Source organism: Streptomyces diastatochromogenes (assembly GCF_002242805.1).
GTDB classification, from domain to species: domain Bacteria; phylum Actinomycetota; class Actinomycetes; order Streptomycetales; family Streptomycetaceae; genus Streptomyces; species Streptomyces diastatochromogenes.
Genome location: NZ_MCGQ01000055.1, coordinates 55,342 through 76,533 on the forward strand (window position 1 = coordinate 55,342; position 21,192 = coordinate 76,533).

Annotated in this window: 19 protein-coding genes; 10 read left to right on the plus strand and 9 right to left on the minus strand. The window is 70.6% G+C overall.

Annotation, left to right across the window (positions count from 1 at the left end):
• Positions 1–52 precede the first annotated feature (52 nt).
• From tkt to BEK98_RS43190, 3 genes are all read right to left on the minus strand, one after another.
• The gene (tkt, locus tag BEK98_RS43180) at positions 53–2,119 is read right to left on the minus strand and encodes a transketolase (protein ID WP_094222302.1); all 2,067 of its coding nucleotides are present in this window, start codon (positions 2,117–2,119) and stop codon (positions 53–55) included.
• A 51-nt stretch (positions 2,120–2,170) separates the two neighbouring features.
• Entirely contained in the window at positions 2,171–2,944 is a 774-nt protein-coding gene (gene ppgK / locus BEK98_RS43185; protein WP_094222303.1) for a polyphosphate--glucose phosphotransferase, read from the minus strand.
• 427 nt (positions 2,945–3,371) lie between these two features.
• The gene (locus BEK98_RS43190) at positions 3,372–3,794 is read right to left on the minus strand and encodes a secondary thiamine-phosphate synthase enzyme YjbQ (RefSeq protein WP_094222304.1); all 423 of its coding nucleotides are present in this window, start codon (positions 3,792–3,794) and stop codon (positions 3,372–3,374) included.
• Between the two features lie 122 nt (positions 3,795–3,916).
• On the opposite strand from BEK98_RS43190, the gene BEK98_RS51465 reads away from it, so the two are divergent.
• From BEK98_RS51465 to BEK98_RS43210, 5 genes are all read left to right on the plus strand, one after another.
• A complete protein-coding gene (locus BEK98_RS51465; RefSeq protein ID WP_313884353.1) occupies positions 3,917–4,000 on the plus strand; it encodes a putative leader peptide in 84 nt (27 codons plus the stop codon).
• Between the two features lie 140 nt (positions 4,001–4,140).
• Positions 4,141–5,043, plus strand: coding sequence for an ABC transporter permease (locus tag BEK98_RS43195; protein ID WP_094222305.1), 903 nt, complete (start codon positions 4,141–4,143; stop codon positions 5,041–5,043).
• Entirely contained in the window at positions 5,016–5,771 is a 756-nt protein-coding gene (locus BEK98_RS43200; protein ID WP_094222306.1) for an ABC transporter ATP-binding protein, read from the plus strand. Before BEK98_RS43195 ends, BEK98_RS43200 begins: the two co-directional genes overlap by 28 nt.
• Before the next feature lie 49 nt (positions 5,772–5,820).
• The gene (locus BEK98_RS43205; RefSeq protein ID WP_208643392.1) at positions 5,821–6,834 is read left to right on the plus strand and encodes an ABC transporter substrate-binding protein; all 1,014 of its coding nucleotides are present in this window, start codon (positions 5,821–5,823) and stop codon (positions 6,832–6,834) included.
• Between the two features lie 59 nt (positions 6,835–6,893).
• Positions 6,894–7,979, plus strand: coding sequence for an NAD(P)-binding domain-containing protein (locus BEK98_RS43210; protein WP_094222308.1), 1,086 nt, complete (start codon positions 6,894–6,896; stop codon positions 7,977–7,979).
• A gap of 12 nt (positions 7,980–7,991) precedes the next feature.
• Here the strand turns inward: BEK98_RS43210 and mltG are convergent, their stop codons facing one another.
• A complete protein-coding gene (gene mltG / locus BEK98_RS43215; RefSeq protein ID WP_094222309.1) occupies positions 7,992–8,885 on the minus strand; it encodes an endolytic transglycosylase MltG in 894 nt (297 codons plus the stop codon).
• Between the two features lie 68 nt (positions 8,886–8,953).
• Complete coding sequence (locus tag BEK98_RS43220; RefSeq protein WP_094222310.1) at positions 8,954–10,756, minus strand: ABC transporter ATP-binding protein; 1,803 nt, start codon at positions 10,754–10,756, stop codon at positions 8,954–8,956.
• Positions 10,757–10,871: 115 nt separating this feature from the next.
• On the opposite strand from BEK98_RS43220, the gene BEK98_RS43225 reads away from it, so the two are divergent.
• Positions 10,872–11,321, plus strand: a complete 450-nt coding sequence (locus BEK98_RS43225) for a MarR family winged helix-turn-helix transcriptional regulator (protein WP_094222311.1) — start codon at positions 10,872–10,874, stop codon at positions 11,319–11,321.
• Between the two features lie 60 nt (positions 11,322–11,381).
• Here the strand turns inward: BEK98_RS43225 and BEK98_RS43230 are convergent, their stop codons facing one another.
• The 3 genes from BEK98_RS43230 to BEK98_RS43240 form a co-directional block, all read right to left on the minus strand.
• Positions 11,382–12,776 (minus strand): cation:dicarboxylate symporter family transporter, encoded by a 1,395-nt coding sequence (locus tag BEK98_RS43230; RefSeq protein ID WP_094222312.1) that lies wholly within the window; start codon positions 12,774–12,776, stop codon positions 11,382–11,384.
• A gap of 168 nt (positions 12,777–12,944) precedes the next feature.
• Complete coding sequence (locus BEK98_RS43235; protein ID WP_244202228.1) at positions 12,945–14,570, minus strand: peptide-N4-asparagine amidase; 1,626 nt, start codon at positions 14,568–14,570, stop codon at positions 12,945–12,947.
• Between the two features lie 58 nt (positions 14,571–14,628).
• Complete coding sequence (locus tag BEK98_RS43240) at positions 14,629–15,363, minus strand: L,D-transpeptidase family protein (protein WP_094222314.1); 735 nt, start codon at positions 15,361–15,363, stop codon at positions 14,629–14,631.
• A gap of 232 nt (positions 15,364–15,595) precedes the next feature.
• Between BEK98_RS43240 and BEK98_RS43245 the strand changes: the two genes are divergently transcribed.
• The 4 genes from BEK98_RS43245 to BEK98_RS43260 all read left to right on the plus strand — a co-directional run bounded on the left by BEK98_RS43245 (position 15,596) and on the right by BEK98_RS43260 (position 20,363).
• Positions 15,596–17,422 (plus strand): ABC transporter transmembrane domain-containing protein, encoded by a 1,827-nt coding sequence (locus BEK98_RS43245; protein WP_094222315.1) that lies wholly within the window; start codon positions 15,596–15,598, stop codon positions 17,420–17,422.
• Positions 17,419–19,236 carry an ABC transporter ATP-binding protein gene (locus BEK98_RS43250; RefSeq protein ID WP_094222316.1) on the plus strand — a complete coding sequence of 606 codons (1,818 nt, stop codon included), beginning with the start codon at positions 17,419–17,421 and terminating at the stop codon, positions 19,234–19,236. The genes BEK98_RS43245 and BEK98_RS43250 overlap by 4 nt, the downstream gene beginning before the upstream one ends.
• Before the next feature lie 344 nt (positions 19,237–19,580).
• Positions 19,581–20,057: a DUF5709 domain-containing protein gene (locus BEK98_RS43255; protein ID WP_094222317.1), complete on the plus strand. Its 477-nt coding sequence runs from the start codon at positions 19,581–19,583 to the stop codon at positions 20,055–20,057.
• Between the two features lie 42 nt (positions 20,058–20,099).
• On the plus strand, positions 20,100–20,363 hold the full coding sequence (locus BEK98_RS43260) for a type B 50S ribosomal protein L31 (RefSeq protein WP_094222318.1): 264 nt from the start codon (positions 20,100–20,102) through the stop codon (positions 20,361–20,363).
• Positions 20,364–20,377: 14 nt separating this feature from the next.
• Here the strand turns inward: BEK98_RS43260 and BEK98_RS43265 are convergent, their stop codons facing one another.
• Complete coding sequence (locus BEK98_RS43265) at positions 20,378–21,172, minus strand: metal-dependent hydrolase (RefSeq protein WP_094222319.1); 795 nt, start codon at positions 21,170–21,172, stop codon at positions 20,378–20,380.
• Positions 21,173–21,192: the final 20 nt, after the last annotated feature.

The following is a 21,192-nucleotide window of genomic DNA, read 5'->3' on the forward strand; positions in this document are numbered from 1 at the left end:
ATGTTGTCCGGCCAGATGCTCTGGCCCTGCTCATGGAGCGCCTGGGTTACGTTCACGCCTGCTCCCTACCGGCGGTCACGCACTCGCGGGCTACCTGTGTGACCTTCTCGGGAGTGAAACCGAATTTGGTCAGCAGCATCTTGAGCGGCGCCGAGGCCCCGAACGTGTGCATGCCGACGACCGCGCCTCCGTCGCCGACGTAACGGTCCCAGCCGAGGGTCGCCGCCTGCTCGATGGCTACCCGGGCCCTGACCCCGGGCGGGATGACCAGGTCGCGGTATTCCTTGGGCTGGCGGTCGAACAATTCCCAACAGGGCATGCTGACCACGCGAGCCGCGAGGCCCTCGGCGGCGAGCTCGTCACGGGCCGCGAGCGCGAGTTGCACCTCCGACCCGGTGGCGAGCAGGATGACGTCGGGCTTGCCGTCGGCCGCGTCGACCAGAACATAGGCTCCCCTGGCCACCCCGGATGCGGCCCCCATCTCGGAGCGGTCGAGGGTCGGCAGTGCCTGACGGGAAAGGACCAGCACGGCCGGCTCGTGCCTGAGCGCGGCGACGACCCGCCAGGTCTCGACCACCTCGTTCGCGTCGGCCGGGCGGAACACCAGCAGCCCCGGCATCGCGCGCAGCGACGCGAGCTGCTCGACCGGCTGATGGGTGGGACCGTCCTCGCCGACCCCGATCGAGTCGTGGGTGAAGATGTGCACGACCGGGATCTCCATCAGCGCTGAAAGCCGGATCGCGCCGCGTGCGTAGTCCGAGAAGATCAGGAACCCCGACCAGTAGGGGCGCAGTTTGGTCAGCGCCATCCCGTTCGTGATCGCGGTGGCGGCGTGCTCGCGGATCCCGAAATGGAGGTTGCGCCCCGAGCGGTCATCGGCCTGGAAGTCGCCGGCGCCGGAGAACGTGAGGTCGGTCTTGGTCGACGGCGAAAGGTCCGCCGACCCGCCAAGCATCCACGGCACGGCTTGGGCAAGCGCGTTGAGCACCTGACCGCTGGAGTCACGGCCGGCGATGCCCTTGGGGTCGGCCGGGAAGGTCGGCAGCGCCGACTCCCAGCCTTCCGGCAGGTCACGTCGCTGGATGCGCCCCAGCTCGTCGGCGAGCTCGGGATGGGTGGTCCGGTAGGCCTCGATTCGAGCCTCCCAGCTCGTCCGGGCTTCGCGACCGCGCGCGCCGATGCCTGCGGCGAGGTGCTCGTAGACGCCGTCGGGAACGAAGAAGTCCTCGTCTTCCGGCATCCCGAGGAATCGCTTGGTCGACTTGACGCCCTCCACGCCGAACGGCGCGCCGTGCGCCTTCGGGGTGTCCTCGACCGGTGACCCGTAGCCGATGTGGCTGTGCACCACGATGAGCGTCGGGCGTTCGTTCTCGGACTTGAAGGTGTGCAGCGCGCGGGCCACGGCGTCGAGGTCGTTGGCGTCGGCCACGGTGGTGACGTTCCAGCCGTAGCCGATGAACCGGGCCGCCACATCCTCGGTGAACGCGATGTCGGTGTGGCCCTCGATCGTCACCCGGTTGGAGTCGTAGATCCAGCAGAGGTTCGACAGCCGCTGGTGAGCCGCGAGCGAGGCAGCCTCCGAGGAGATCCCCTCCATCATGCAGCCGTCGCCTGCCATCGCGTACACGTCGAAGTCGAAGACGGTGAAGTCGTCGAGGTTGTACCGGGCGGCGAGCCACTGCCCGGCGATCGCCATCCCGACCGAGGTCGCAACGCCCTGGCCGAGCGGGCCGGTCGTGGTCTCCACACCGCTGGTCCACCGGTACTCCGGGTGCCCGGGGCAGCGCGAGCCTAGCTGGCGGAACGTCCTGAGGTCGTCGAGGGTCACGGCGGGTCGGTCGAGGACCTCGTAGTCGGGGTCGACAGCCTGCACGCCGGTGAGGTGGAGCAGCGACCAGAGCAACGCGGAGGCGTGTCCTTCCGACAGCACGAAGCGGTCGCGGTTGGGCCAGATCGGGTCGGTCGGGTCGAAGCGCAGGAAGTGTTGCCAGAGCGTGTACGCGACCGGGGCGATCCCCATCGGCGTCCCCGGATGTCCGGAGTTGGCCGCCTGGATGGCGTCCATGCACAGAGTGCGGATCGTGTTGACGGAAAGTGTTTCCAGGTCGTTGTTGCTCAACGCGAGCCTCCCTGAAGGTGCTGCCCCTGCGCTCTTGTCGAAAGCGGCAGACTAGGGTTGAGCTTTCCCTGCCGGAGCGAAGAGCGCCGCGCCGACAATGCCCGCATCGTTCAACAGCTGCGCCGGTACGATCTCGGTCCTGAGCTCGATGTACGGCAGGAACTTGTCGGCCTTCTTGCTGACGCCGCCGCCGATGACAATCAGGTCGGGCCACAGCAGCCGCTGGATGAGCTCGAGATACGTCTGCAGACGGTGCGCCCATTTCTTCCAGGACAGGTCGTCGTGCTCTCGCACGGACTCCGCGGCCCAGTCCTCGGCATCCTCGTGGTGCAGCGGCAGGTGCCCCAGCTCGCTGTTGGGCACCAGGAACCCGTCGGAGAAGACGGCGCTGCCTATACCGGTGCCGAGCGTCACCATCACGACGACGCCCTTGCGTCCCTTGCCGGCGCCGAAGCGCATCTCGGCGATCCCGGCCGCGTCCGCGTCGTTCACCACCCTCACGTCACGGCCGGTCGCTCGCGCGAAGAGCTGGGCCGCGTCCGTCTCCATCCAGGCCGGGTCGATATGGGACGTCGTCTGGACTTTGCCGCCCCGGATGACTGCCGGGAGCGTCAACCCGACTGGTCCTGGGACGCCGATCCGGGAGAGCACCTGCACAACCACGTCCGTGACTGCCCCCGGGGTCGCCGGATGCGGGGTCGGGATCCGGACCCGCTCACCGATGAGACTGCCGAGCTCGAGGTCGACCGGCGCTCCCTTGATACCCGTTCCGCCGATGTCGATCCCCAGCACGTGGGCCGTCTTGTCAAGACTTGCCTGCACCACTGCCCGCTCCCCTCAGGGGCTGGCCCAAAATGTGTTGTGTCATTTTTGGACATCAGACCCCGCAAGAGCTACGCCATACAATCCTTGATGCTCGCATATGTCTTTTACATGCGCCACACCACTCTTATAGCGTATTCAAGCATTGCAGGCCTAAAGGGTATTGACCTTCCCCTCCGATCGAGAGGAACGCGACTGCGACTCATGCGGGCCGCGACTGTTTGCGAAGACCCTGCGGTTCGCAGTCATGCGCTTCATCGACCGGGACCTCTCAGAGGCCGACACCGCGTGAGTACGGCAGGAGATGTCGCGGGCGAACGTCGCTCTCGCGGTCGCGGACGTCCCGGCCAGGTTGCGCGTGCAGAGGACATGGCAGCCCGGGAAGCCACAAGGTACGGAGATTCGGCAGCCACACCCAGGACGATCTTGCTCAGCCCAGGAAGCTCAGTCGAACCTGACGGTTGGCATTGTCTTTATTGGTGTCCACGAGGCACACCGACTGCCAGGTGCCCAGCTCCAGTTGCCCGCCGATGACCGGAAGGGTCGCGTGCGGCGGGACGATCGCGGGCAGGACATGGTCACGCCCATGACCCGCGCTGCCGTGCCGGTGCTGCCAGCGGTCGTCGGCGGGGAGCAGGGTGTGCAGGGCGGCCAGGAGGTCGTCGTCACTGCCGGCGCCCGTCTCGATCACGGCGATGCCGGCAGTCGCGTGGGGCACAAAGATGTTGAGCAAACCGTCACGGCCGCCCGCCGCCTCGCGCAGGAACTCCTCGCAGTCGGCGGTCAGGTCGACGACCCGCTCCCGGGAACCGGTGGCGACGTTCAGCATCCGAGTGGTGAAGGCATCTGACATGCCCCCATCCTGACCCATCCGCCGGGTTTCACACGTCGTGGCGCGACCGTTCCCTGATACGACAGGTCCACAGGGCGAGACACCGTTGACCATGGAGCGCCCGGCTGGCTACGTTCGGCCGCATGTTGCGTTCAGCCCTGCTCACCACGCGCGGTCACATCGACCTGCTGCGGGTGGCTTCCGCCGCGTGTCGCCGCGGCCGCTGACGCCCTTCTCCTCCCCCCTTCCCCGCTTCGGCGCGGCCTGCCGCCGTACCCGCACGTCACCCGTGATCCGCCCCTGAGGCGGGCGTGACGCGGCGGTACCGGGCCGCATCCCCCCGCCCTCCCTCCGCCGTGGAGCATCCATGAGCATCAGCCATGCCCCACCCAGCTCACCCGAACCTGATATTTCCGGTATATCCAAATCTGTCGAGACCGGACCGGGTCAGCCCGAGCACTCCGCCCCGGACCTTCAGCCCCTCGTCCCCGCCTCCACCCGCCGAACCCGCGTCCCCCGCTGGCTGCGCCGCACAGCCGGTCCGCTCCTGCTGCTGGCCCTCTGGCAACTCCTCAGCGGAACAGGAATGTTGGCCTCCGACGTCCTCGCCTCGCCGGGACGGATCGCCCAGGTCGGCTGGGATCTGGTCGCCGACGGTTCACTGCCCTCGGCCATGGGCACCTCACTGCAGCGGGTCGCGGCCGGGCTGCTGTTCGGCACCGTGATCGGCACCGGACTGGCCCTGGTCTCGGGGCTGTTCAGGATCGGCGAGGACCTGGTGGACGCGCCGGTGCAGATGCTGCGGACGGTGCCGTTCGTCGGTCTCATCCCGCTGTTCATCATCTGGTTCGGCATCGGCGAGGCCCCGAAGATCGCCATCATCACGCTCGGCGTGACCTTCCCCCTTTACCTCAACGTGTACGCCGGCATCCGCGGCGTCGATGCCCAACTCATCGAGGCCGGTGAGTCGTTGGGGCTGTCCCGCTGGGGCCTGGTACGCCATGTGGTGCTCCCGGGCGCGCTGCCCGGCGCGCTCACCGGGCTGCGCTACTCGCTCGGCATCGCCTGGCTGGCCCTGGTCTTCGCCGAGCAGGTCAACGCCGATGCCGGCATCGGCTTCCTGATGGTGCAGGCGCGGGACTTCCTGCGCACCGACGTGATCGTGGTCTGCCTGATCGTCTACGCCTTCCTCGGCCTGCTCGCCGACTTCATCGTCCGCTCCCTCGAAAGGCTGCTGCTGCAATGGCGACCGACGTTCACCGGCCGGTGACTCCCACGGCGAACCGTTCCGCCAGGGCTGTGCATGTCGAGGGGCTGACCCGCTCCTTCGACGGCCGTGCCGTCATCGACGACCTCCGACTCGACATCGCGCCGGGCGAGTTCGTCGCCCTGCTCGGCCGCAGTGGCTGCGGAAAATCCACGCTGTTGCGCATTCTCGCCGGCCTCGACCGGGACATCGAGGGCACCGCCCTCGTCTCCCGCCGCCGGGCCGTCGCCTTCCAGGCGCCCCGGCTGATGCCCTGGAAGAAGGTGTGGCGCAACGTGCTGCTCGGCCTGCCCGGCAGGCCCGAACGCGCGGTGGCCGAACGGGCGTTGGACGAGGTCGGCCTCGGCCATCGCATCGACGCCTGGCCTAAGACCCTCTCCGGCGGCGAGGCGCAGCGCGCCTCCCTCGCCCGCGCCCTGGTGCGCGAGCCCGATCTGCTGCTGCTCGACGAGCCGTTCGGCGCCCTCGACGCGCTCACCCGGATCAAGGCGCAGCGGCTGGTCGGCGAGTTGTGGCAGCGCCGCGGCTGCGCCGTGCTGCTGGTGACGCACGACGTCGAGGAGGCCGTACTGCTCGCCGACCGCGTCCTGGTGATGGACAGCGGCCGTATCGCCCACGAAGAGCGCGTCGGCCTCGACCGGCCGCGCGACATCGCCGACCCCCGGTTCGCCGGACTCTGCGCCCGTCTGCTGGAGCGACTCGGGGTCGACACGGCCTCCGAAGCCGCCTGAACCCGCACTCTCCCTTCCCCCTCCTCCCCTGCACATGAACGGAACCGTCATGCGACGACGTCTCGTCCCCGCCGCACTGCTCTTCCCCTTCTCGCTGCTGCTCACCGCCTGCGGCGGGAACTCGTCCGCCGACACGGGCACCGACACCGACGGCAAGGGTTCCGTCACGCTCGACGTCGGTGACCAGAAGGGCGGTTCGGAGGCCATCCTGAGGGCCGCCGGTGAGCTGAAGAACCTTGACTACAAGATCAAGTGGTCTACGTTCACCTCCGGCCCGCCGCTGCTGGAGGCCGTCAACGCCAAGGCCGTCGACATCGGCGGTGTCGGCAACACCCCGCCCGTCTTCGCGGCCGGCGCCGGCTCGAAGATCTCGGTGGTGGCCGCCTGGCACGGCACGTCCAAGGGCGACGCCATCCTCGTGCCGAACGGCTCGAAGCTGACCGGGCCCGCTCAGCTCAAGGGCAGGTCGATCGCGGTGGCACAGGGCTCCTCCGCGCACTACCAGCTGGTCGCCTCCCTCAAGGCGGCCGGGCTCGCCCTGAGTGATGTCAAGGTCAAGTACCTGCAGCCGGCCGACGCGCTCGCCGCGTTCACCTCCGGCAAGGTCGACGCATGGGCGGTCTGGGACCCATACACCTCCCAGATCCTGGGCGCCAAGCAGGGCAGGGTGCTCACCACCGGTGACGGCATCACCAACGGGCTCACCTTCCAGGTGGCCGCGCCCTCCGCGCTGCGGGACCCGAAGAAGGTCGCCGCCGTCAAGGACTACCTGGCACGGCTGCGGCGCGCGCAGACCTGGGTGTACGACCACCAGGAGGAGTGGGCCAAGGTGTGGGCGAAGGAGACCGGGCTGCCCTACGAGGTGGCGCTGGCCTCGGTGAAGCGCACCAACTCCACCCGGGTCCCGGTCGCCGTCGACAAGCAGCTCGTCGCCTCCGAACAGCAGATCGCCGACACCTTCACCGAGCTGAAGCTCATCCCGAAGAAGGTGGACTTCGGCGGCTTCGTGGACACACGGTTCAACGGCGACCTGCCGCCGTCGACGACGCCGGCCAAGAGCTGAGGGGGAGGCGCCGACCCGCGCTCGGGAAGATCCACGACCGCCTCGCTGTTAGTGGAACCGTGAACGATATGCGCGAGGTCGAGGTAGTCGTCATAGGCGCTGGACAGGCTGGTCTGTCCAGCGCCTATCACCTGCGGCGCACCGGCTTCGAGCCGGACCGCGACTTCGTGGTCCTGGACCGCTCCCCCGGCCCGGGCGGCGCCTGGCAGTTCCGGTGGCCGTCGCTGACGTACGGCAAGGTGCACGGGATGCACTCGCTGCCCGGCATGGAGCTGACGGACGCCGATCCGGCCCGGCCTTCGGCGGAGGTGATCCGCGCGTACTTCGACCGGTACGAGCGCACCTTCGACCTGCGGGTACGGCGCCCCGTCGACGTCCGCGCCGTGCGCGAGGGGGACGACGGGCGGCTGCTCGTGGAGACCTCGGACGGCAACTGGTCCACGCGGGCGCTCATCAACGCGACCGGCACCTGGGACCGGCCGTTCTGGCCGCGCTACCCCGGCCAGGAGACCTTCCGCGGACGGCAGTTGCACACCGCGCAGTACGCCGGGCCCGAGGAGTTCGCCGGGAAGCGGGTCGTGGTCGTCGGCGGCGGGGCGTCCGGCACCCAGCACCTGCTGGAGCTGGCCCCGTACGCGGCCGCCACCACCTGGGTCACCCGGCGGCCCCCCGTCTTCCGCGAGGGCCCCTTCGACCAGGAGGCGGGCCGGTCGGCGGTGGCCCTGGTGGAGGAGCGGGTACGACAGGGCCTGCCACCGAGGAGTGTGGTCTCCGTCACCGGACTTCCGCTCAACGACGCCGTCCGGCAGGGCCTGGCCGACGGGGTCCTGGACCGGCAGCCGATGTTCGACCGGATCACCCCCGACGGGGTGGAGTGGAACGACGGTCGGCACGTGTCCGCCGACGTCATCCTCTGGGCAACCGGCTTCCGGGCCGCACTCGATCACCTCACCCCGCTGCGGCTGCGCGAACCGGGCGGCGGCATCCGGGTCGAGGGGACCCGCGCGGTCACCGATCCGCGCATCCACCTCGTCGGCTACGGCCCCTCGGCCAGCACCATCGGCGCCAACCGGGCCGGACGCGCGGCCGCACGGGACATCAGGCGGCTGCTGGCCGGCGAGCGGGGCGAGCCGGTCGCCGCGTGACGCCCCGCCGGCTCAGCGGGGCGGCTGTGTGACCGGGAGCTGCTGCGGGCTCCCGCTGGGCTGCTGGGGCTGTCCCGATGCCGGGTGCGCCGCGTTGAACGCGGCCACGTTGCGCAGGTGCTCGGAGTAGTCGGCGGTGAAGCGGGTGTCGCCCGGCCTGATCGTGACGAAGTACAGCCAGTCGCCGGGCGGCGGGTTGATCGCGGCACGCATCGCGTCCTCGCCGGGGTTGTCGATCGGCGTGGGCGGCAGCCCCATGCGCTGGTAGGAGTTGTACGGGCTCTCCATGCGGGTGTCGTCCATGCTGGTGTGCACGGTGTTGCGGTTCAGCGCGTAGTTGATGGTGGAGTCCATCTGCAGCGGCATGCCCCGCTGCAACCGGTTGAAGACGACCCGGGCCACCCGCCCCATGTCGGCCTTGGTGGCGGCCTCGGCCTGGACGATGCTGGCGATGGTGACGGCCTGGTAGACCCTCACGGCGTTGCGCTGCGCCCCGGCCGCGACCGGCGCGCCGTTGAACTTCTTGTTGGCGGTGTCGACCATGAACCGCAGCAGCGATTCGGGGGTGGCGCCTTTCTCGACGGGATAGGTCGCCGGGAAGAGGTAGCCCTCGGGGTTGCCCTGGGACTCGCTCGGCAACGCCAGGCTGGCCTTGCCGAGGGACTTCCGGGTGCTGCCCAGAGGCAGCTTGAGGGCGCGGTCGACGGCGTCGTAGATCTGGTTCGCGCGCCAGCCCTCCGGAATGACCAGCATGGGGGGCTTCGCCTGCTCGTGAGCGGCCTCCCGAGTCAGCAGCGGCACCGCCACGGCGGCGGTGCCGGCCAGGGCGGCGCCGGTCACGACGAGGAGGAGCTTGCCCCGGCGCGTCAGTCGCATCGTGCTCCGTCGCGGAGTGTTCATCTGCATATGGGCACGTTAATACGTATATCGCTTCAAAGCCGACATATCGTCAGCTTGTCGGCTACGGTTGCGCGTCAGCCCGTCGGCTCCAGCTGGGCGTCCCGGCGCACCAGGGCCGCATAGCGCCCGTCCAGCTCCAGCAGTTCCTCGTGCGTGCCCCGTTCGGCGACCTGGCCGGAGTCCAGGACGACGATCTGGTCGGCACCGCGGACGGTGGACAGGCGGTGGGCGATGGTGAGGGTCGTCCGGTTGGCCGACAGGGCGTCGATGGCGTCCTGCACCGCGGCTTCGGTGCGGTTGTCCAGGGCGCTGGTGGCCTCGTCGAGGATGAGGACCGGCGGGTCGCGCAGGATGGTGCGGGCTATCGCCAGGCGCTGCTTCTCGCCGCCGGAGAAGCGGTGTCCGCGTTCGCCGACGACCGTGTCGTAGCCGTCGGGCAGCGCGGCTATGTGGTCGTGGATCTGGGCGGCCCGGGCCGCCGCGTGCAGCTCCTCGTCCGTGGCGTCCGGCTTGGCGAAGCGGAGGTTGTCGGCGACCGAGGCATGGAAGAGGTACGTCTCCTGCGAGACGACGCCGACCGCGCGGGCGAGGGTGTCGAAGTCGAGGTCGCGTACGTCGACGCCGTCGACGGTGACCCGGCCGCCGGTGACGTCGTAGAGCCGGGGCACCAGGTAGCCGAGGGTGGACTTGCCGGCGCCGGTCGGACCGACCACCGCCAGACTGCCGCCTGCCGGGACGGTGATGTCGATGCTGTCGAGGACGGGGCCGCCCTTGCCGTCGTAGCGGAACTCGACCTCCTCGAAGCGGACCTCGCCCTTGATCGTGTCGAGGTGGACCGGCTGCTCGCGTTCGGTGATGTCGATGGGCAGGTCCAGGTACTCGAAGATGCGCTGGAAGAGCGCGAGGGAGGTCTGGATCTGGACGCCGGTCGCCAGCAGGCTCACGGCCGGGCGGAACAGGCCCTGCTGGAGGGAGACGAAGGCGACGATGGTGCCGAGCGAGACCTGCGGGCCGCCGAGCTGGAGGGCGAGTCCCGCGGTCCAGTAGATGACGGCGGGCATCGCGGCCATGACTATGGTGATCACGGCCATGCGCCAGCGCCCGGCCATGTTCGCCCTCACCTCCAGGTCGACCAGTTGCTCGGACTCCTCGGCGAAGGACGAGGTCAGCGAGTCGGAGCGGCCCATCGTGCGGCCGAGCAGGATGCCGCTCACGGAGAGCGACTCGGTGACCGTGGCTGCCATCGCGGCCATCTGCTTCTGGCGCTGGGTGGTGATCTTCTTGCGTTCGTTGCCGACCCGGCGGCTGATCCACACGAACACCGGCAGCAGGAGGAGGGAGACGACCGTCAGGCGCCAGTCGAGGGCGATCATCGCGACGATCGTGGCGACCACGCTGGTGGCGTTGGAGACGAGGGAGGTGGCGGTGGAGGTGACGGTGGCCTGCATGCCGCCGATGTCGTTGGCGATGCGGGACTGCACCTCGCCGGTGCGGGTGCGGGTGAAGAAGGCGAGCGACATGCGCTGGAGGCGGCCGTAGACGGCGGTGCGCAGGTCGTGCATGACACGCTGGCCGACGGTGGTCGAGATCAGCGTCTGGAGCACGCCGAAGACACTGGAGAGGACGGCGCTGAGGATCATGCCGAGCGCGAGCAGGCTCAGCAGGCCGGTGCGGCCGTCGGGGATCGCGACGTCGAGGGTCTCCTTCAGGAGGAACGGTGTGGCCACCGAGACCAGCGAGGAGGCGCCGACCAGAAGGCCGACGATCGCAAGCCGCCCGCGGTAGGGGCGGAAGAGTTTCAGGATGCGGCGCACCTGCCGGGGCTGCTCTTTCGCGTCGGCAGGCGGGGTCCAGGACGGTTCACGGTCGGGGTGCATGGGCTCCTACGGAGGTGAACGGGCGCCGGCACAGGGTGCGGGCGACGATGACTGACGGATCGTAGCTCATTGTTACCTATACTCACAATGAACGGCATCCTGATATTGTTCCCGCATGACCACCCCAGATCCCGAGGGCCTGCTCGCCGAGCAGTTGCTGCGGCTCACCCGCCGGGTGCACCGCATCCAGAAACGCCATCTGGAGCGGCGCGACCTGGGCGTCACACCGGCCCAGTCCCGACTCCTGCGCACCCTCGCGCACTACGGCTCGCCCCCGCGCATGGCCGACCTCGCCGAGCGCCTGGAGGTGGTGCCGCGGGCGGTGACGACGCTGGTCGACGGGCTGGAGGCGAACGGCTATGTGCGGCGGGTCCCGGACCCGACGAACCGGCGCGTGACCCGCATCGAGCTGACGGACGAGGGCCGGGAGACACTGCGCGAGTTGCGCGGCGCCCGCCGGTCGGCCGCCGAGGAGATCCTCGCGCCGCTGACAGAGAAGGAGCGCCAGGTGCTGGGCGTCCTGCTGGACACCCTGATCGACGGAGAGGTGGCCAAGCGCTGCTGAACGGCCGCGGCCCCCGCTCCATGAGGTCGGAGCGGGGGCCGCGTGCGCTGCGGATAGGGGTCAGCCGGCCTCGGGGGCGGGCTCCTTGACGGACGGCACCGGCACGGCGGCGTCCTGCACCGGCGCGGCGGCGTCGGCCTCCGTCGCCTGCTCGGGTACGAACGCGATCTCGCCGTCCAGCACCTTCTTCGCCCGTACGGTGTCCAGCGCGCCCTCCCAGCGCGACACCGCGAAGACGGCGACGCAGTTGCCCAGCAGGTTCGTGGTGACCCGCATCGAGTCCATGATCCGGTCGACGCCGAGCAGCAGGGCGACCGCCCCGGCCGGGATCACGCCGAGCGAACTCGCGGTCGCGGACAGCGCGAGGAAAGCCGAACCGGGCACGCCCGCCATGCCCTTGCTGGTCAGCATGAGCACGAGCACGACCGTGATCTGCTGGCCGAGGCTGAGGTCGACGCCCACGGCCTGCGCGATGAACAGGGTGCCGATCGAGAGGTAGATCGAGGCGCCGTCGAGGTTGAAGGAGTAGCCCGTGGGCAGCACCAGCCCCACGGCGTCGTCCCGGCAGCCCGCCTGGCGCAGCTTCTGCATCATGCGCGGCATCACGGTCTCACTGGAGGCGGTGCCGAGCGCGAGCAGCAGCTCCTCGCGGGTGTAGCGCACGAACTTCCACAGGCTCAGCCCGCTGACCAGCCGCAGCGCGACGGCGAGCAGCACGAGGAACAGGGCCGCGACGGCGTAGCACAGGACGATGAGCTTGCCATAGGTCTTGATGACACCCAGGCCGTACTGCCCCACCAGATGGACCATCGCGCCGAACACGGCCAGCGGGGCGAGCCGCATGACGAAGCCGACGACCGCGAAGACGACCTCCTGCGCCTGCTCGATCGCGGGCAGGATCTTCGGCACCTTGGTGTGGCCGAGGTGGAGCAGGGCGGCGCCCACCAGGCAGGCCAGCACCAGGACCTGGAGCAGCGCGTTGTCCGCGAAGGCGCCGACGAAACTGTTGGGCAGCGCGTTGAGGACGAACTCGGTGGTGGACGGCAGCGATCCGCCCTGGGTCTGCTGGTCGAGCGCCGAGGCGTCGAGCTTCGCCGGATCGACGTGCATGCCGGAACCGGGTCCGACCACGTTGGCGGCGACCAGGCCGAGCAACAGCGCCACCGTGGAGGCGACCTCGAACCAGATCAGCGCCTTGAGCCCGATCCGGCCGAACGCCTTCAGGTCACCGGCCTTGGCGATGCCGACGACGACCACGCAGAACACCAGCGGCGAGATCACCGCCTTGATCAGGCGCACGAAACCGTCGCCGAGCGGCTGGAAAGCCGTGGCCGAGTCCGGCCACAGCTTCCCGACGACGATGCCGAGCACGAGCGCGCAGGCGACCTGCGCGAAGAGGGAGGTTCGCAGTATGCGTGCGACGCGTCGCGGCAGCGACGGTACGGACTGCGGCACGGGCACTCCTAGAGGGGACGTCGACTCGCAGAAGCCGAACGGGACTTCTGCGATACGGAAAGCGGCTTCCGTGTCGATCACTCTGGAGGGGCCGTTGATCACGCCCGAGACACCCGTGTGACAGCCGTGTAAATCACGCCGCGAGTACCGCACTCCACACCTCAGGCCTCAGCAACGGCTGCGATCCTCCGTCAACACCCCTTGAACCGAGGTCAGTGAACGGTCGTAGCACCCGTCCGAGCCGGAGAGGCGGTAGCGCTCGCTCGACGTGCCGACCGCACGCCGCTGGTCGCGTGGGACGTTGATCGTGTACGTCGCGTCGCCGCTGTAGGTGTCGTCGAACCGCGACCACGCGGTGCGCCGGCCGCCCTGCCGCTCCACGGCCGTCGCCCGGTCGCCGAGGGTCAGCACGGTGCGCAGCCGGTCGTCCGCGCCGAGGGTCGTGGCGCCGTTCATGGTGTACGTCCGGCGCGTGTGCGTCGTTCGCGCGGCTCCCTGCCCGTGCACGCTCACCGTCTCGTCGTCCGTCCAGGTCGCGTCCAGCCCGTCCGTGTTCTCGCCGTCGGTCCAGCGGTGCGCGGAGGTGTTCGCGAGCGCGCGGGTGACGGTGGTGGTCACGCGGCCGTGCGAGGTGTTCAGGTACCCGGAGACGGTAAGCCGGTGGCCGGCCTCGGTGTCGACGCGGTTCTCCGCACCGGGCGTGTAGGTCGAGGAGTTGGCGATGTCGCTCGCCCGGTCGGCGGTGAGGGCACCGGTGACGTGGGCGCGGTGGGCGTCCTGCCAGACCAGGACGTTCACGGGGGCGCTCCAGCCGGACTGCCCCGCGGGCACGCCCACGACGGAGACCTCGACGCGGTGCGGGCGGCCGTCGTTCAGGAGTCCGGCGAAGGGCGTCAGGTCGTACTCGATCGGCCTGACGTCGAAGGCGCCCGGGCCCGGGATGACGTACCAGAGGAAGGGGTTGGACCAGCCACCGGTCCACACGTTCGGGAACGGTGCGGCGATTCCGGCGAGTTGCCCGTCGACCTTGATCTGCACCTCGCGGTACGGCCCGTGGTCGGCCTTGCAGGAGTACGACGCCGGGTCGGCCACCGTCAGGTACCAGAACTCCTCGCAGCCGCCGCCGGATCCGGTGGCGTACACCTCGGCGACGATGCGCTCGCTGTTGCGCGGGGTGGTGAGGGTCGTGCCGTCGGGCGTGTCGGCGAGGGTGAGGACCCGGTCGGGCGCGGGCGTCTCGGCGCGGCCCGTGTAGAAGGTGAGCGTCACCTTGACGTCGATGACGCCGGTGTAGCTGTCGTCCACGACGTTTCCGATGAGCATCTCGACGTCCTGCGGGCCGCGGAAGGTGTCGCTGTAACGGGTGACGTCCTTCTCCACGTGCCACTCGATGCCGTCCGGTGACGGCTCGGGCGTCGAGGTGCGCAGGATCTCGACCCCGCCGACGTGCAGATAGCCGAGGCGGTCGTACTGGCGTCCCTTCACCTTGCCGTCGAGGCGCAGGACGACCTTGCTCCAGCGGTCGCCACAGCCCTTCGGCGGTGTGTACGCGCCCCGGTAGGGGGTGAAGTCACGGAACTGGGCCTCGGCCAGGGTGACCTGGCAGGCTTTGGTGTGCGGACGGTCGACGGGCGGGGCGGCGGTCACCGGGTCGTGCCAGTCGGTGCCGAACTCGGCCGGAACGTCGGTGGCGGCCCGGGGCGCGGCTTGAGCGGCCGTGACCCCGGTACCGAAGAACGTGCCCGCCAGGAGGGTCGCCCCGGCGAGCATGGACATGACTATCCGTCTTCTCATGGCCCGTGTTCTACGGCGAGTCGGGGCCGTCCCGCAATGAGGCGTCCCGCCATCCGTACTAGCTCATCAGGTCCGCCCTGTCTCCCATCACCACCACGGGATGCCGATCCGGGTCGAGGCTGCGCAGCAGGTACGCCATGGCCGGCTTGGACATGCTGACGCAGCCCGACGTACCGCTGCCGTGGTCCATGTGCAGCCAGATGCTCCCGCCCTTCTCCTCACCCTCGGGGCGCGTCGGGTTGTTCGGCGGGGTGCCCTTGACGCGGTTGTAGTCGATGGCGATGACGTAGTCGAAGTCGTGCCAGTGCGACTTGGCCCACCAGCGCGGGGCGGCGAAGGCAGGGTCCTGCGTGTACGGCAGTTCGGCGCCCGGATCCTTGAGCACGCCGCCCGCGTCGGTGAGGGTGAACACGCCGACGGGGCTGCGCCGGTCGCCGGAGTGGTGGTCGGTGGTCCAGCCCCTCTTGCCGTTGTGCGCAGGCCAACTGCGGACCCGCTGCCATGCCGCGCCCCGCTTGGCGTAGAGCACGACCGTGGAGTCCGCCGAGTCCTTGCCGTCGCCGTAGACGGCCACCACCTGCCCGGAGTCGGCCGGAATCCGCCGCTGCAGGCGGGCACCGACGCCCGGGATGTGGTGCGGGTCACGGCTGCCCGCGCTGGACTTCCCTGCCTGGGCACCGGGTTCAGGGTCGCTGTGGGCACGCCCCTTCGCGCCACACCCGGACAGAGCCGCCAGAAGGGTTCCGCAAGCCGCCACCGCTATCGCCACACGCCGTACACCGTCGATCCGCACGTGACCATGGTCGCATCTCCCGCAGGCCGATTGTGCGATCTTCGGAATCCGCCGAACCGGGCCACAGGCTCCCGGACAAGCGTCACTCCCGGCGACGGGCTATCTGGCCGGAACCCGGCGGATTGCGCTTGCCGTCGGGGAAAACCGGTTGAATTTCACCACTCTGCGACGCGACCCTTTCACGGTTTGTTGCCGCCCTCCCACCCTCCCTGACACGAGCCACTGGGACGTCATGCAGATTCAAGACCTTCCGTATTCCGACCCGGGTGTACCTGACGCACGTTCGGGTCCTCGCCTCCTGTGGTGGCTCTGGCGCAACCAGACGGGCGGCCAGCTCAAGTCGCTCGCCTGGGGCCTGCTGCACTTCGTCGCCGTCTCCGCCCTGCCCTTCTGCGTCGGTCTCGCCGTCCAGGCCGTCATCGACCACTCCGGCACGCGGCTCGCCCTGACGGGTGGTCTGATGCTGCTCTGCGGGACCGGCATCGCCGTCGGCGACACCTTCCTGCACCGGACCGCCGTCACCAACTGGATCACCGCCGCCGCCCGGGTCCAGCAGTTGCTGGCCCGCAAGGCGGCCCAGCTGGGTTCCGCACTGACCCGGCGGGTCGCGGCCGGCGAGGTGGTGGCCGTCTCCACCGGCGACGTGGAGAAGATCGGCTGGTTCGTCGAGGCCGTCTCCCGCTTCACCGCCGCCGCACTGACGGTCGTCGTGGTCTGTGTGGGCCTGGTCGTCTACCAGCCCGCCCTGGGTGTGGTCGTCGCCGTGGGCCTGCCGGTCGTCGCGCTCGCCGTGCTGCCGCTGCTGCCCCGCGCCACCCGTCGCGCCGACGTCCAGCGCGAGAAGGCGGGCCGGGCCACCGAACTGGCCTCGGACACGGTCGCCGGGCTGCGCGTCCTGCGCGGGATCGGCGGCGAGGAGCTGTTCCTCGACCGCTACCGCCGCGCCTCACAGGAGGTACGGCACGCCGCCGTGCGCAGCGCCCGGATGTGGTCACTGATCACCGCGATCCAGGTGCTGCTCCCCGGACTGCTGCTGATCGCGGTCGTCTGGCACGGCGTCCACCTGGCCCGCGAGGGCCGGATCACGATCGGCGAACTCGTCACCGTCTACAGCGCGGTCATGGTCGTCAACTACCCGCTGCGGCACTTCGAGGAGATCGCCATGGCGTACTCCTTCTCGCGGCCCTCGGCCAAACGGGCCGCGCGCGTGCTGTCACTTGAGCGGTCCACGGACGCCGACGGCTCCCGCGCGGCCGCGGTGCCGGGCGGCGACCTGTACGACCCGGCCACCGGTCTGCTCGCGGCCGCCGGCCGGTTCACCGCGGTGGTGTGCGGTGACCCGGACGCGGCCGGCCGGCTCGCGGAGCGGCTGGGCGGCCACCCGGCCGAGCCGGGCCCCTCGGTGCTGCTCGGCGGGGTGCCGCTCGACGATCTCCCGCTCGACAGCGCCCGCACCGCCGTCCTCGTCCAGGACAAGGACCCGGTGCTGCTGTCCGGTTCACTGCGCGAACTGCTCGACGTTCCCGCCTCCGGTGCCGTACGCGCCCCGGACGCGCTGGCGGCCGCACAGTGCGAGGACGTCCTGGACGCGCTGGTCCAGGGGTCGCTGGACGCCGCCGACCCGATGGACGCCCGCATCACCGAGCGCGGCCGCTCCCTGTCCGGCGGCCAGCGCCAGCGGCTCGCCCTGGCCCGGTCCCTGATCACCGACCCCGAGGTGCTGGTGCTGGACGAGCCGACCTCCGCGGTCGACTCGCACACCGAGGCCCGGATCGCGGACGGGCTGCGCCGGCTGCGCTCCGGCCGGACGACAGTGCTGTTCACCTCCTCGCCGCTGCTGCTGGACCGCGCGGACCGGGTCGCCCTCGTCCACCAGGACGAGGTGGTGGCGGTCGGCGTGCACCGCGAACTGATCGACACCGAACCGCGGTACCGGGCCGTGGTCACGCGGGAGACCGACGAGGAGCTGGCCGCGGCCGACGCGGATACGGCCCTGGCCGAGGGGGGCGCCCTCCTGGGTGCCTTCGAAAAACTGGAAGAGATCGAGGAGAGCGCATGATCGGCGTTGCGCCACCGGCGTACGACCCGGCGGCCCCGACGACCGCCACCACCCTGCCCGTCGGCGCGACCGCGACCGTGCGCGCCTACGTGACCGAGCTGTTCCGCCGGCACCGCCGGGCCTTCCTGCTCCTCATCGCCGTCAACACCGTGGCCGTGGTCGCCTCCATGGTCGGCCCGTACCTGCTCGGCGGCCTCGTCGAGCGCGTGTCGGACCGGGCACGGGAGCTCCATCTGGGCCTGACCGCAGGGCTGTTCGTGTTCGCCCTTGTCGTGCAGGCCCTGTTCGTCCGGCAGGTGCGGCTGCGCGGAGCGGTGCTCGGCGAGCGGATGCTGGCCGACTTGCGCGAGGACTTCCTCGTCCGTTCGGTGGGCCTGCCGCCGGGCGTGCTGGAGCGGGCGGGCACGGGTGACCTGCTCTCCCGCATCACCACCGACATCGACCGCCTCGCCAACGCCATGCGGGAAGCCGTACCGCAGCTGGCGATCGGTGTCGTGTGGGCCCTGCTGCTGCTCGGCGGGCTCGTCGTGACGGCCCCGCCGCTGGCGGCCGCCGTACTGCTCGCCGTACCGGTGCTGGTGGCGGGGTGCCGCTGGTACTTCAAACGAGCGCCCTCCGGCTACCGCTCCGAGTCCGCCGGATACGCCGCCGTCGCCGCCGCGCTCGCCGAGACCGTGGACGCGGGCCACACCATCGAGGCGCACCGCCTGGGCGACCGGCGTATCGCCCTGTCGGAGCGGCGGATCAAGGAGTGGACCGCCTGGGAGCGGTACACGCTCTGGCTGCGGTCCGTGCTCTTCCCGGTGATCAACGCCGTCCACGTCATCGTGCTCGGCTCGGTCCTCATGGTCGGCGGTGCGTTCGTGCTGCGGGGCTGGATCGGGGTCGGCCAGCTGACGACGGGCGCCCTCATCGCGCAGATGCTCGTCGACCCGGTGAACCTGATCCTGCGCTGGTACGACGAGGTGCAGGTGGCCCAGGTGTCGCTCGCCCGTCTGGTCGGCGTCCGGGACATCGAGCCGGACGCCGGGGACGCCTCGCTGGCCCCCGGCGGCCGGGACGTGCACGCCGACCAGGTGCACTTCGGCTACCGCGAGGGCGTCGACGTGCTGCGCAAGGTCTCCCTGCAGGTCGCCCCGGGGACCCGGCTGGCGCTGGTCGGCCCCTCCGGCGCGGGCAAGTCCACGCTGGGCAGGCTGCTCGCCGGCATCTACGCGCCCCGGGACGGCCGCATCACCCTCGGTGGCGCGGAGCTGTCCCGGATGCCGGCCGAACGCGTCCGCTCGCACGTCGCCCTCGTCAACCAGGAGCACCACGTCTTCGTCGGCTCCCTGCGCGACAACCTCCTGCTGGCCCTCCCCCACTCTCGACTTCGCTCGAGCGGGGGGACCCCCATCGGCAGCCACGACGCCGAGCTGTGGGCGGCACTGGGCGCGGTCGACGCGGACGGCTGGGCGCGGGCACTGGACGACGGGCTGGACACCGAGGTCGGCTCGGGCGGACTGGCGCTGACCCCGGCGCAGGCCCAGCAGATCGCGCTGGCCCGGCTGGTGCTGGCCGACCCGCACACCCTGGTCCTGGACGAGGCGACCTCGTTGCTCGACCCGCGCGCGGCCCGTCACCTGGAACGCTCCCTGGCCCGCGTCCTCGACGGCCGCACGGTGGTCGCCATCGCCCACCGCCTGCACACCGCCCACGACGCCGATGTGATCGCCGTCGTGGAGAACGGCCGCATCAGCGAGCTGGGCAGCCACGAGGAGCTGGTCGCGGCGGACGGGGCGTACGCGGCGCTGTGGCGGTCGTGGCACGGCTGAGTGGGCGCGGGCAGGGGCTGGGGTTCGCTTCGCCGTACACGTGCCGACACGGACGGTGAACACATCCGCGGCGACACGGACAGTGATCGCAGGGGCCGGTTGGGGGTGGCTGGGTGACCCCGGGCAGGAGCAGCGAGGCGGGGCCTGGCCGGGGTGCCCAGCCGCAGGCCAGGCCCCGTGCCGTTGCGCGGTGCCGAACAGGGGTGGAAGGCTGGATAGCGGCACCGGCTCGGGGAACGGCTGGGACCCCTTCGGTTCCTGCCGTGTGAAACCGTGCCGAGCGTGCCGGCGGCGCCCTGCCCCTCGCCGGGGCACGAGGCCGTCCTCACCACCTGGAGGTACCCGTGGACAGCGCCGACGGATGGGGGGACGACGTCTACCAGCCCGATGCCTCCGATGCCTCGGAGGTCCGGGAGGACTCGGGCGTGCTCGACGTCGAGGACACACTGGACTTCGACGGCGTCGACGACCCGCTGGACCGTGGCTGGTCCCCTCCGGAGCGGCCGTGGGCGGTCCAGCACACCGGGGTGACCGCGAGCGAACGTCTCTCCGGGGAAACGCTGGACCAGCGGCTCGCCGAGGAGCTGCCGGACAACGACGTGCCTGACGGCGACGGCATCGGGGACTGCGAGGCCGACGGCGAACTGCTCGACAACGAGGTCGGCGGGCGCCGCTCCGGCCGCCTGGTCGCCCCCGACGAAGGCGCCCACGAGGACGAGGAGAGCGCCCTCATCGCCACCGACGTAGGCATCGACGGAGCCGCCGCATCCGCCGAGGAGGCCGCGATGCACATCGTCGACGAGGACTCCCTCTCCGGCTGACCAGGCCGCCCCCTGCCCCACCGCCCCGCGCGAGGAGCCGCCATGCAGCAGGACAAGCACCCCGAGTACCACCCGGTGGTCTTCCGGGACCGAGCCGCCGGCTACGCGTTCCTCACCCGGTCCACGGCGAGCAGCGAGCAGACCATCGAGTGGGACGACGGCGAGACCTACCCGGTGATCGACGTGGAGATCTCCTCCGAGAGCCACCCCTTCTACACGGGCAGGGCCCGCACCGTGGACACCGAGGGCCGCGTCGCCCGGTTCGAGCGCCGGTACGGCGGGACGGAGCCGGGCGAGGGGAGCTGACCGGGCCGGGAGCGTCAGATCACGTTGAGGGCCGCGGCGCAGCCCACTCCCCCGAGCAGCATGAACACGGGCATCAGCACCTTCAGCTCGACCCAGCTGCCCGCCCGGAACCGCATCGCCTTCGGCGGCCCGATCGGGTACCAGCGCTTGCGGCCCAACGGGATCGGCCACAGGATCGGGCAGCCGGACACTGTCAGCGCGTCCCCGATGTCGTGCACCAGCGCGCCCAGCACGATCGGCAGCCCCAGCCACAGGTACTCCTGCCCCGGCGCGGTGAACAGCCAGTCGGAGCCGTTGCCCGGCTTGTCCAGGATCCCCGCGAGGATCCAGGCGCTCGTCGCCGCGAGCAGCCAGACCAGGACATCGCTGCTGGAGCCCCGGGCCGCCCGCCACAGCAGACCTTCGATCGCCAGCACCATGTGCACGAAAAGGATCGCCAGGACCGCCCAACGGCCACCGGCGATCGCCACCGCGGAGCTGCCGGCGCCGATGAGGACCGCCCACAGCCAGGTGTGCGTGAGCGTGCGGTGGCCGCCCGAGCGCCGCGCGTCGCCCTTCTTCCTGGTCGACTTGTAGACGGCGTACGACAGCTTGTCCACGATCTCGCAGAGCCATCGCGAGACCGGTCCGAAGGCCCGCGAGATGGTGGCCGCCTTGTGGTCGAGATCCGGGGCGAGCGCCGCACCGGCGCAGATCAGCGCGCCGACGAGCAGGACCGGCCAGGGCATCGGGTGCCCGGCCGCGGCGGCCGCGGCTCCGACGCCGAGCCAGGCCGCGGCCCCCGACAGTGAGTGTGCTGGTCCCATCATGGCCGCTTCCCGCCCCATTC